A 12,110-nucleotide genomic window follows, 5' to 3' on the forward strand; every position below is an offset into this window, starting at 1 on the left:
TTTAAAATTGTGTGTCTAAAAGCCTTTTTGTCATACAGTAAATTAAATTCATAATGTTTTTCTATCCAAATAAGCACTTTTATTACAACCCCTAGTAATTGTTAATTATTGTTTTTCGAATACACTACTATTATATACCCAACCTTTTCAAAATTTTGTCATTTTTTAATATTAATTCCTACTTTTATTTTTTATAATATGGCAATAAAAATAAAAAAATCTGACCTTTTTCTTTAAAGGTCAGATTTTTTGTTATATTATATATATTATCTTCTTTGTCTTCTTAAAAATGTTGGTATTTCTAAATCATTTTCACTATAATTGTCAAAACTGTGATCCTTTGATGCTGCAGCTTCTGCACTTGAAGTATTCCCGTTCCTATTGTTAATATTATTTGCTTTATTTGATATATTGTTAATATTAAGACTTTCTTTATCATTACATTTTTCACTTTCAGATTCGAAACCAGTAGCTATAACAGTTATTCTGATTTCATCTTTTAAATTCTCATCTATAACTGCTCCAAATATGATATTTGCATCAGGATCAGCAGCTTGCTGAACTATTTCAGCAGCTTCATTTATTTCAAGTAATCCCAAATCGCATCCTCCAGTTATGTTTAACAGCACTCCTGTAGCACCAACTATGGAAGTTTCAAGTAATGGACTAGAGATAGCTTGTTTAGCAGCTTCTTGAGCTCTATTATCGCCATTACCTTTACCTACACCCATATGAGCAAGACCTCTGTCTGTCATAATAGTTCTTACATCAGCAAAATCCAAGTTTACAAGACCTGGTATAGTTATTAAATCAGAAATGCCTTGAACACCTTGTCTTAAAACATCGTCTGCTAATTTAAAGGAGTCCATAAGGGTTGTCTTTTTATCCACTATGCTTAACAATCTTTCATTTGGTATAGTAACTAAAGTATCTACACTTTCCTTTAAATTTTTTACTCCCATTTCTGCATGAAGCATTCTTTTTCTTCCTTCGAATGGAAACGGTTTTGTTACCACTCCTACAGTTAATATCCCCATGGATTTAGCTATCTCTGCTATAACAGGTGCAGCTCCAGTTCCAGTACCGCCGCCCATTCCTGCAGTTATAAATACCATATCAGCACCCTTTATAGCTTGAGATATTTCTTCCTTACTTTCTTCGGCAGCCTTTTGCCCAATTTCAGGATTTGCTCCTGCACCAAGACCTTTAGTTAATTTATCTCCTATTTGTATTTTTTGTGAAGCTTGGGATAACATCAACGCTTGTTTATCTGTATTTATAGCTATAAATTCAACATTTTTTAAGCCTTCTATTATCATTCTATTTAATGCGTTATTTCCTCCGCCACCAATACCAACAACTTTTATCTGAGCAAATTGCTTAACATCCACATCAAAATCTAGCACAATAATACCTCCTTATTAGAAAAAATCTGTAAAAAACCCTTTTATTTTTGATAAAATTCCATCATTATTTTCTTCTGAATATAATTCCTCATCCTGTTCCTGCCATGCAGACTTACTATCATTCTTTTTATGATGGCTTTCTTGGGCAGTACTTTGAGTTAAGTCTACTTTTCCTGAATCTATAACGTCCTTTACTACACCTACTGCAGTAGAATATATAGGACTAGCTGCACCTACATACTCAGGGGTACCAGCTCTTGCTGGCTTATCCATTATACTCTTACATAGTTCAATGCTACCTTTTGTTAAAGCTATACCTCCTCCTACTACAACTATTCCTGATACTTTATCAAGGCATTCATTTACACTTAGTTTTTTCTTAACTAGACATAAAATTTCTTCAATTCTTGCACTTATTATCTGGATAAGTAAACTATAATCTACCTCCACCACATTATCATAGTTTGCATTTATTTTTATTTTAAAATCTTCACCGGAAGCTTCATTGGGAACTATAACTCTACCATATTTAATTTTTAATTTTTCAGCTTCAGATAAAGGCAATTTTAAACATAATGAAATATCATTAGCTATAGCATTTCCACCTATTGGCAGCATATCCTTATAAATTAGCCTGTTACCGTTAAATACAGTAATATTTGTGGTTTCTCCTCCTATATCTAAAAGAAGAGCACCTATTTTCATTTCTTCATTATTTAATACCGCCATTGCATTAGCTAAGGGCTGAAACACCATGCCACTTGCATTAATTCCTGCCTTTTTTATGCTCTTAAATATATTGCTTATTACTGTGGATTGACATAAAATTATTTGAGCGTCAACTTCTAGCCTTAAACCACACATTCCTATAGGGTCTGTTATATTATCATAACCATCTACGATAAACTGTTCTGGTATTACCCCTATAATTTCTTTATCGGATGGTATTGCAATAATTTTAGCTGCTTTTAACACTCTTTCTACATCATTTTTCTTAATTTCTCTATCTTCAGACGATACCGCCACAACTCCTCTATTCAGAGTAAGTTCACAAATTTCTGCTGGAATTGATATATACGCTTCTGTAATTTTAGAGTCAATCATTCTTTCTAGCTGTTCAATACAATTTTTGATTCCCACAGCTGTGCTATCTATATCAACTACTATACCTCTTTTTACTCCATTACAAGGAACTGAGGTAATTCCAGTTATTTGAATTTTACCATGCTTGTCTAATTTGCCTGCTGCGGCACATACTTTTGAAGATCCTATATCAATTCCTACTACATATTCATTCATCAGCACTTTCCCTCCCTAAGAGAAGCATTACAATTTATATATTCAACAAAAAATTATTTTTTCCTCTAAACTATTAAAAGTTTTTAAATATTTTTTTGAATTTAATTGAATACTCCTAATATATTCCATACATGAAAAAAAGAAAGATTAAAAATCCTTCTTTTTACTATAATCAATTAGCTTTCTCAAGCTCAGTTATATCCACATTTCTTGTATGCCTAGTATGGCTCCATTCCTTATCATTCCTATGTATTATACCTTGAATTGATATAGGAAGCCATGTTATTGCATAAATGGGATAAATAACATAGTACCAAAAAATCTTTAAATCGAATTTCTTCTCTAAGATTAGTATAAATGGTGTATAAATAAATTGTAATATGGAAATTAATATGCCGGCAAAAGTTATCATATTAAAATTCATGGAATATATGGATATATATCTCTCCAGATTTACCACAATATCATGCGCCCCAATTACATAATTAAATGCACCAATAATCATAGAAAAGCCAAAGAGTATTATTATAATAGGCTGTACACTATATAAAGCACAATCTAGTGCTACGAAACTAAAATCCTTAATGGATTTTTTTAGAAGCTTAAAGAAATATCTATGAGCTACATCAGCAAACCCCTGCATCCATCTTCTCCTCTGGAACCAAGATTGCGTCAAAGTTAAAGGTTTCTCATCATAAATTATGGCATCGTGTGCCCATCCAACCTTATATCCATTTAAAACCAATTTACATGAAAACTCCAAATCTTCCGTTAGGCAGGTAGCTCCCCATCCAATGTCCTTTAGTACTTTAGTATCTATACAGAATCCCGTTCCACCAAGCTGATTAGACAATCCTAAATTATTTCTAGACAACTGAAACATTCTATTGGATGTCCAGAAGGATATGGAATAGCTTCCTGTAATCCAAGTATCCTCCGGATTTTTACTATCCAAATAGCCTTGAACTACTTTATATCCATCACACATTTTTTTATTCATTTCTTTCAAGAAATTCTTATGCACTAAATTATCCGCATCAAATACAGCAACAGCATCATATTTTTTGTCCATATTAAATATATTATTAAACATCCACTCTAAAGCATAGCCTTTTCCTCTTTTATCTTTATTAAATCTCTTAAAGACTATTGCACCCCTTGACTCTGCATTTAAAGCAGTTTTATCTGTACAATTATCTGCAATTACATAGACGTCATACAATTCCTTAGGGTAGTCTAAATTATTTAAACTATCAACTACATTGCCAATTACAATTTCTTCATTATGAGCTGCTACTATCAACGCAAAACTTTTTTTGGGCTTTACATCTCTTCTATCCTTTTTTCTCCATATGCCAAAAAATGAAATACATAAGTAATACATTGAAATAATAAATACTGTAATGGTTAAAATACGGGAAATCGCATGTATTATACCGCTAATTACTTCCACTTTAACTCCCCCCCTAATTCACAGTTATTTTAGCATAAATAATGCATAATTACTATAGAATTAAAATAAATTTTTAATTATTTCACATTTGGTAACTAGAAGGACTAACTTTAAGCTTTATATAGCAAAAGTGAAGTATATAAATATATTTATTTATATATTCATACATAAAGCTTTAATTATGCATTATTTTAGACATTATGACCTTTGTATTTATTTCCATTCCATGTTATAATAATAAAAAATAGTTGTTAAAGTTATAAACAGCTAGAAAAGGGGGTAGAGCCTAATGAGGCGCTACGAACTGATCTATTATCTAGACGTAAGAAGGCTTCATAAAAAAGATGAATCCTTCTGGTAAATCCTTTACTTTTAATTTGAAAATAAATAAAAGGAGGATTTATTATGGAATCCAAAGGTAAGAAAAATACTCTACCTATGCGTTCTAGTACAAAGTCAGATAATGAAAAAAAAGATGTACAGATAAGTATGGCATTGGTATCCGATCAGTTTTGCATTAAAATGTTTGATTATATGGTATTCTAATAAAAAGGGATCTTAAGATCCCTTTTTATTTTACAATGAAATTATTTTAGATAGCATCTCTCTATCCACTGAATAATTCATGGCATCTTCATAGGAAATCAATCCCTTTTTCTCCATTTCTGCTAGACACATATCCATAGTTCTCATACCATATTTTAACCCAGTCTGCATGGAAGATTCTATTTGATAAGTCTTACCTTCCCTAATCATATTCTGAATAGCGGAAGTGGATATCATTACCTCAAGAGCAGCAATTCTCCCATTACCATCTATCTTAGGAACTAATTGCTGAGATATAACTCCTTTTAGTACTGCTGCTAATTGAACCTTAACTTGCTGTTGTTGATAAGGTGGAAATACATCTATAATTCTATCCACAGTCTTAGCAGCTCCGATAGTATGTAATGTAGAAAACACTAAATGCCCTGTTTCTGCTGCAGTTAAAGCTACAGAGATGGTTTCTAAATCTCTAATTTCTCCAACTAGTATAACATCTGGATCCTCTCTTAGAACAGATTTAAGAGCACTAGCATAACTTTTTGTATCTTTTCCTATTTCCCTTTGATTTATTATAGATTTATTATGTTTGTGCAAATATTCTATAGGATCTTCTAATGTTACTATATGAGCAGATCTTGTGATATTTATTTCGTTTATCATAGCTGCAAGAGTTGTACTTTTACCACTGCCAGTTGGTCCTGTAACCAAAACTAATCCTCTTTGTTTTGTAGTTAATTCCTTTATTACTGCAGGGAAATTTAAATCATTTAAAGTTGGGACTTTTAATCCCACTACCCTAATTGCAGCTGCATCACTTCCCCTTTGCTTAAATGCATTTACTCTAAATCTACCAAGACCTGCCACAGAAAATGATGTATCTAATTCTCCTCTAGAAGAATATTTATCATATAAATCGTTTAAAATTCCCCTTACATATTTTTCTGTATCTAAAGGAGTTAATTTTTCTCCACCTATATGAGTTAGTTGTCCATTAACTCTTATGGTAGGTGGCACACCTACAGTAAGATGTAGATCTGATGCTTTTTCTTTTACGGTAGTCTCTAATAATGTATTTAATGCTATCAATCTTTTTTCCCCTCTCTTATATGTAAAGTTTTCAAATTTCAATTTGCTCATAAGCTTGAAGCTGAAGCATTAGATCTTATTTATATTTATAGCTTCTAAGGCTTCAGCCTGTGCTATGAGTTTGGATTTCTTTGGTAAATAGTTTCATAAAAACTACTATAATTATTATTCGTAAACTTTTTGTAAAATTTAATAGTTTCCATTTTATTTTACAGTAAAATTCTTATAATATCAAAGTATAATCTCAAACCCTCCCATTCATTTCTCTATAAAGCTTTTTTAAAGCTCTCTTTTCTATTCTAGACACATAGGATCTAGATATTCCAAGTAAAGCAGCTATTTCCCTCTGTGTTTTTGGTTTACCATCAATAAGACCATATCTCATTTCAATAACAGATCTTTCCCTATCTTGAAGACAGGTGCAGATTTTATTATATAATTTTTTTATCTGTATTTTATTCTCCACCATTTCTATTATGGAATCTTCTTCACTGCTCAGCACATCCATTAAAGAGATTTCATTTCCTTCCTTATCTACACCAATTGGATCCTGAAGGTACACCTCTCCCTTTGTTTTTTTATTGTTTCTAATGAGCATTAATATTTCATTTTCTATACATTTTGCAGCATAAGTAGCAAGTCTCGTACCTTTATCACTATTAAAGGAATCTATAGCCTTAATCAAACCTACTGTACCAATTGATATCAAATCGTCTACATCTTTTCCTGGATAGGAATATTTTTTTACTATATGAGCTACTAGTCTTAAATTTCTTTCAACTAAAACACTTTTTGCTAGGATATCCCCTTCTTTTAATTTTTTTAAATAATATTGCTCTTCTTTTTCATCTAGTGGTTGAGGGAAAGAATTATTGCCTGAAACGTAAGCTGTCAAGAAAATACTATCACCAATTATATTCAATAAACAATTTACTAGAAACACTTTTGTTCCTCCAAATAGTGCTTATTTATATAATATGATTTTTGTTTTATAAAAGTGCATGTACATATGAATATTATTTATTTTTTATAACTTTTTCTGCTATATCCTTAAATATAGGTGCTGCAGTGCTTCCTCCACTTTCAGAGTTTTTATCTATGTCCTTTACAAATACCACCATAGAATAATATTTATCATTATGCTTAAAATATCCTGTAAACCAGCCATCAGAATATTCCCTTTTTTCATTTTTATTTTCCTTATTCTTTACAATTTCAATACGCTCTGTGGAACCAGTTTTTCCACCCACCTCTGCTCCTTGGATCTTGGCAGCTCTTCCAGTACCATTATTCACTACCCTTTTCATGATTTCCTTTACTTCATTAGCTGTAGAGTTAGATAATACTTCATGCTGTTCCCTATTGATTTTTTCTATCTCTTTATTATTAATATCTATATATCCATCAATAATATTAGGTTTTACATATGTTCCCTTATTCACTACGGTATTTACTATACTTATAGCCTCTATAGGGGTTATTCTCATATTTTGCCCTATGGAAGTTATAGCTAAACTTCCATCCTGTAGCTTAGGATCTTTTATCTCTAAAGCACCCTTTTGTTCTCTGTCCAATCCTAGTACCTTTTCAAAAAGCCCCTGTTTCTCGCTTAATTCATTTATTTTTTCAGCTCCTACCTTTATTCCTAGTTGTGAATACACATCATTACAGGAAACTGTAAAAGCCTCTTCCACAGTCAATTCACCATGTCCTCTAACTTCTTTATTCTTTGTGTTTTCATAATTCCCTTTGCAAATAAAATTGTCCTGTAGTGATATATTGTTATTCTCTAAAACTCCTTCTAGAACAATGGTCTTAAATATCGAGCCTGGAAAAAAGCCGTTAAGTGTTTCCGCCCCTATATTTACATTGGGCAAAGTGTCATCCTTTTGCACCATTGCTTTTATTTTTCCTGTATTGCTTTCCATTAATATTACACCAATTTGCTCATATTTATTGTATTTACTATTTAGTATTGCTTTTATCTCCTCTTGCAAATCCTTGTCTAAGGTAAGCCTTACATTTTTATTGTTATCTAAAATACTTTTTTTGCCTTCCTTTATGTTTCCATCCATATCTATATTAAATTCTATCTGGGGTATCCTATTTTGTTTCACATTATTATATATGCTCATCTCTAATGAATCCTTATGTTTAAAATTATTATCATTAGAATTCTTAGGATTAGTAATAATATTTTCTATTTTCCAAGCCTCACTTCTATCTACCTGTGAATATGCAAAAATGTAAAATCCTCTTATCCCTTTTATTTCTTTTAACTTTTCATAGGTAGTTTCATCTATATCAAAATATAGCTTCTGACTACTATTTAAATACTTGGTATCTGTAAGATCATAGTCACTATCGTAACTTTTTAATGTATATAATAATTTTAAAAACTCTTCATAATCCGTGTCCATATTATTTTTAATAAATACATTGGGTATTATTACTGCCTTATATTTTTTATTATATTTCAATAGATCCTTTCCATTGCAATCCAATAACTTGTAATTTAATTCCTCTATATTTTCTTTATACATATATTGTGAATCAGCTATAACACTTAGTTCATCGGCTTTTTTATACTGCAGATTTATAACTTTACTATATAATATAGAAAAGCTTATTATAAAAACTAGAAAAATAATACAACATCTTTTTTTATACATAAAAAAACACCCCACTTTTAACTTTAATTTTAGCCAAAATGAGGTATTTTATTCCTATTCTTCTGTGTCTTGAAGCATCTGCCTAATGTTACCTACTATTAAGTCGATGGCAACTTTATTCTGACCACCCTCTGGTATTATTATATCAGCATATCTTTTACTAGGCTCAATAAATTGCATATGCATAGGTCTTACTACATTTAAATACTGATTAATAACTGACTCTACTGATCTTCCTCTTTCTTTCATATCTCTAACTAGCCTTCTTATTATTCTTACATCTGCATCTGTATCCACATAAATTTTTATATCTAATAAATCCCTTATGCCCTTTTCTTGTAAAATCAGGATTCCTTCTACAATAATTATATCCCTAGGTTGTACCTTTATTTTTTCATCTTTTCTATTATGCTTTTCAAAATCATAAATAGGCTTTTCAATTTGTTTCCCCTGCAATAACATTTTTAAATGTTCTACCAATAATGGAGTATCAAAAGCATCAGGATGATCATAGTTAGTTTTAATTCTTTCCTCAAAAGATAGATGACTTTGGTCTTTATAATATGAGTCTTGTTCTATCATAGCTATACAATCTTCATTAAATTTTTTACAGATTTCCTTTGCAACGGTACTTTTCCCGGAACCTGTGCCGCCTGTTATTCCTATAAGAATTGGACGCTTCATAATACTTTGCTTCTCCCCCTTAAAAAATAACTTATTTTCCTTTGCTTTTAATTAACATATCATTTTCCTTAAGCTCAATGTCTACTGTTGCTTTATACAACATTTGAGCCACAGGAGTGGACTCTATGCTATTTCCTGTATCATCTTTAATATTTTGTAGTTTAATTTCAAAATTATCTGCTTTTGGTCTTAGTACTTCTACAGTGTCACCATTAAATATTTTATTTCTTTGCTCTATAACTGCTTCTTTTAAATTTTCATCATAGCTTCTTACTATACCTACTATATCATAATCTCTAATATATGATGAATTTTCATATATTTGGCTGTGTTTATCTCCAAAATAAAATCCAGTATAATAATCTCTGTGACTTGTTTTTAATAAATTATCCATCCACTGCTTTTTAAATACATATGCTTCAGCATTGTCAAAGTAACTATCTAAGGCTTCTCTATAGGATTTTACCACTGCTGCTACATAGTATGCACTTTTCATTCTTCCTTCAATTTTAAAAGAATTTATTCCTGCTTCAACTAATTCAGGTATGTGTTCTATCATGCACAAATCCTTTGAGTTAAGTATATAGGTTCCCTTCTCATCTTCCTGTACTTGGAAATATTGATTAGGTCTTTTTTCTTCCATTAAATAATATTTATATCTGCAAGGTTGAGCACATTCTCCTCTATTAGAATCTCTTCCTGTCATATAGTTTGATAAAAGACATCTTCCAGAATAGGACATGCACATTGAACCATGAACGAAAGCCTCAATGTCACAATCCTCTGGTAATTTACTCCTTATTTCTTTTATTTCATCTAAAGACATTTCTCTCGCTAAAACTATTCTTTTTACCCCTGCCTTATACCAAAATATTGCTGACTTCCAGTTTACATTATTGGCCTGAGTACTTAAATGTAGTTCTAAATCTGGCACTATCTCCCTTGCAGTCATTATTATGCCCGGATCAGATACTATAATAGCATCTACATTTAAATTATATAATTTAACCAAATATTCTTCTAAGCCATTCAAATCTTCATTATGAGGAAATACATTTAATGTTACATAAACTTTTTTCCCTCTTTCATGAGCAAACTGAATACCTTCTTTTAACTCTTCATCAGTAAAGTTATCAGCAAAAGCTCTTAAATTTAATTTGCCGCCTCCAAGATATACCGCATCTGCCCCAAAATTTATAGCAGTTTTTAACTTTTCTAAATTTCCCGCTGGTGCTAATATTTCAGGTTTATTCATTCTTATTCCTCCTTGTAATAACTGCAATTCCATCTCCCATTGGAATTACTGAGGTAATAAACTCCTCCACAGACACCATTTCTAAAAACTTTCTCATTCTTTTTACAATGGTTATCTTCCTTCTTTTAACTAGTTCATTTGAAGCTATCATTCCTCTAAAAAGAACATTATCAGCTATAATAACTCCATCTTCACTTAACAATCTTAAACAATGGGGAAGAAAATGATTATAATGTGCCTTCCCTGCATCCATAAATATTAAATCAAATTGCCCTTCTAGATTTTCTAATACTTCTAGGCAATCCCCTTGTACTATTTTTATGTTATCAGAAAATCCATACTTACTTATATTCTCTTCTGCCAAATTGATCATATTCTGATCTTTTTCCACAGTTACTATTTCACAATTTTTATTGCAAGCCATCTCCATTAAAATAGCTGAATACCCTATAGCTGTACCTAACTCTAATATTTTCTTCGGCTTTTTTATATTTATCATCAGCTCTAAAAATCTTCCAACTTCCTTATGGATTATTGGGACATGATTTTCATAGGCATACTCTTCTAATTCTGTAAGTATTGGGTTACTTTCCTTTATAAGGCCTCTAATATATTCCTCCATATAATCATAAGTAATACCGCTCATTATAACCTCCTAGTAAAAAAAATTAATCTCCCTGAGTAGCCTTTTTTACCTTTAAAAATTCACTATAATTATTAGTAAAAAAGTGGGTTCCATCATTATAAGATACAAAATAAAGATAATTTGTTTTATCTGGATTTATAGCTGCTTCAATAGAGGACATACCTGGACTGCATATTGGTCCTGGAGGTAATCCCTTAATAATATATGTATTATAGGGAGATTGGGTTTTTAAATCATTATAGTATAATTTATCCTTGTGTTTTCCTAAAGCATATAATACTGTAGCGCAGGATTCCATTTTCATTCCTTTTTTCATTCTATTATAAAATACTGAGGATACTTTTCCCCTTTCCCCATTTCTTTCAGCTTCTCTTTCTACCATTGAAGCTACTGTTATTATTGTGTCAATTTTGCTCTCATCTATGCTATATTTATTTCTTAATTCATTAATAGATCTATTAAATCTATTAAGCATAATGCCAATAATATCCTTTCCCTTCATTCCTTTGGATAATTCATAGGTATCAGGAAATAAATATCCTTCTAAATTATATTTTCTATATTCAGTATTCTTTACATAATGAGGAAGAGGATATTCCTTGCAGCTTTGCAAGAACTCCTCTTTTTTTATAATATTCTTTTCCTCCAATAGGGCAGCAATTTTTTCTATATCATATCCCTCTGGAATAGTAACCCTTACCAGATTCTTATTATAAATCCCCTTATTTAAATCTGATATAAGTTCTTTTAAAGTTATATCAGATTTAATTTCATAATCCCCTGGCTTTATATTGGTATCTAAATTATTTCTTTTTATATAAGCTTTTATTAAGCTTAGATTTTTTATTTCATTCTTTTCTTTTATAGAATTTAATACCTTATATAAACTATCACCATTATTGACTATAAATTCTACTTCTTCTCCTTTAGCTTTAAAAGGATGATTTACCACAGCTCTATAATATAAATAGCCACAAATTAATACACTTAGTGTAATTAAAATTAAAGAACCAATAAATATCTTTTTCCCCTTATTCATAGCCCCTCCGGAAATATTAACAAT

General features: G+C 30.7%; 11 protein-coding genes. 1 reads left to right on the top strand and 10 read right to left on the bottom strand.

The window, feature by feature from the left end:
- Positions 1–266: 266 nt before the first annotated feature.
- From ftsZ to CLLI_RS13110, 3 genes are all read right to left on the bottom strand, one after another.
- Positions 267–1,406 carry a cell division protein FtsZ gene (ftsZ, locus tag CLLI_RS13100; RefSeq protein WP_106064653.1) on the bottom strand — a complete coding sequence of 380 codons (1,140 nt, stop codon included), beginning with the start codon at positions 1,404–1,406 and terminating at the stop codon, positions 267–269.
- Positions 1,407–1,421: 15 nt separating this feature from the next.
- Positions 1,422–2,705, bottom strand: coding sequence for a cell division protein FtsA (gene ftsA, locus CLLI_RS13105; protein ID WP_106064654.1), 1,284 nt, complete (start codon positions 2,703–2,705; stop codon positions 1,422–1,424).
- Between the two features lie 172 nt (positions 2,706–2,877).
- Positions 2,878–4,158, bottom strand: coding sequence for a glycosyltransferase family 2 protein (locus CLLI_RS13110; protein ID WP_207655113.1), 1,281 nt, complete (start codon positions 4,156–4,158; stop codon positions 2,878–2,880).
- A gap of 405 nt (positions 4,159–4,563) precedes the next feature.
- Between CLLI_RS13110 and CLLI_RS14650 the strand changes: the two genes are divergently transcribed.
- Positions 4,564–4,704: a hypothetical protein gene (locus CLLI_RS14650; RefSeq protein ID WP_170063737.1), complete on the top strand. Its 141-nt coding sequence runs from the start codon at positions 4,564–4,566 to the stop codon at positions 4,702–4,704.
- A gap of 30 nt (positions 4,705–4,734) precedes the next feature.
- On the opposite strand, the gene CLLI_RS13115 is transcribed toward CLLI_RS14650, so the two are convergent.
- The 7 genes from CLLI_RS13115 to mltG form a co-directional block, all read right to left on the bottom strand.
- Positions 4,735–5,790 carry a type IV pilus twitching motility protein PilT gene (locus CLLI_RS13115; RefSeq protein ID WP_106064655.1) on the bottom strand — a complete coding sequence of 352 codons (1,056 nt, stop codon included), beginning with the start codon at positions 5,788–5,790 and terminating at the stop codon, positions 4,735–4,737.
- Positions 5,791–6,034: 244 nt separating this feature from the next.
- Positions 6,035–6,733 carry an RNA polymerase sporulation sigma factor SigK gene (gene sigK, locus CLLI_RS13120; protein ID WP_106064656.1) on the bottom strand — a complete coding sequence of 233 codons (699 nt, stop codon included), beginning with the start codon at positions 6,731–6,733 and terminating at the stop codon, positions 6,035–6,037.
- A gap of 73 nt (positions 6,734–6,806) precedes the next feature.
- Positions 6,807–8,462 carry a peptidoglycan D,D-transpeptidase FtsI family protein gene (locus CLLI_RS13125; protein WP_106064657.1) on the bottom strand — a complete coding sequence of 552 codons (1,656 nt, stop codon included), beginning with the start codon at positions 8,460–8,462 and terminating at the stop codon, positions 6,807–6,809.
- 54 nt (positions 8,463–8,516) lie between these two features.
- Positions 8,517–9,146, bottom strand: a complete 630-nt coding sequence (udk, locus tag CLLI_RS13130) for a uridine kinase (protein WP_106064658.1) — start codon at positions 9,144–9,146, stop codon at positions 8,517–8,519.
- A 31-nt stretch (positions 9,147–9,177) separates the two neighbouring features.
- Positions 9,178–10,401, bottom strand: coding sequence for a peptidase U32 family protein (locus CLLI_RS13135; protein ID WP_106064659.1), 1,224 nt, complete (start codon positions 10,399–10,401; stop codon positions 9,178–9,180).
- Positions 10,394–11,047 (bottom strand): O-methyltransferase, encoded by a 654-nt coding sequence (locus tag CLLI_RS13140; protein WP_106064660.1) that lies wholly within the window; start codon positions 11,045–11,047, stop codon positions 10,394–10,396. The genes CLLI_RS13135 and CLLI_RS13140 overlap by 8 nt, the downstream gene beginning before the upstream one ends.
- 22 nt (positions 11,048–11,069) lie before the next feature.
- Positions 11,070–12,086, bottom strand: coding sequence for an endolytic transglycosylase MltG (mltG, locus tag CLLI_RS13145; protein ID WP_106064661.1), 1,017 nt, complete (start codon positions 12,084–12,086; stop codon positions 11,070–11,072).
- Positions 12,087–12,110: the final 24 nt, after the last annotated feature.

The organism is Clostridium liquoris (assembly GCF_002995785.1).
Classification (GTDB): Bacteria; Bacillota; Clostridia; order Clostridiales; family Clostridiaceae; genus Clostridium_AO; species Clostridium_AO liquoris.

Coding starts and splice junctions, on each gene's coding strand:
- CLLI_RS13135 (WP_106064659.1), bottom strand. CDS start 10,401: ATGAATAAACCTGAAATATTAGCACCAGCGGGAAATTTAGAAAAGTTA.
- udk (WP_106064658.1), bottom strand. CDS start 9,146: ATGAAGCGTCCAATTCTTATAGGAATAACAGGCGGCACAGGTTCCGGG.
- mltG (WP_106064661.1), bottom strand. CDS start 12,086: ATGAATAAGGGGAAAAAGATATTTATTGGTTCTTTAATTTTAATTACA.
- CLLI_RS13125 (WP_106064657.1), bottom strand. CDS start 8,462: ATGTATAAAAAAAGATGTTGTATTATTTTTCTAGTTTTTATAATAAGC.
- CLLI_RS14650 (WP_170063737.1), top strand. CDS start 4,564: ATGGAATCCAAAGGTAAGAAAAATACTCTACCTATGCGTTCTAGTACA.
- ftsA (WP_106064654.1), bottom strand. CDS start 2,705: ATGAATGAATATGTAGTAGGAATTGATATAGGATCTTCAAAAGTATGT.
- CLLI_RS13140 (WP_106064660.1), bottom strand. CDS start 11,047: ATGAGCGGTATTACTTATGATTATATGGAGGAATATATTAGAGGCCTT.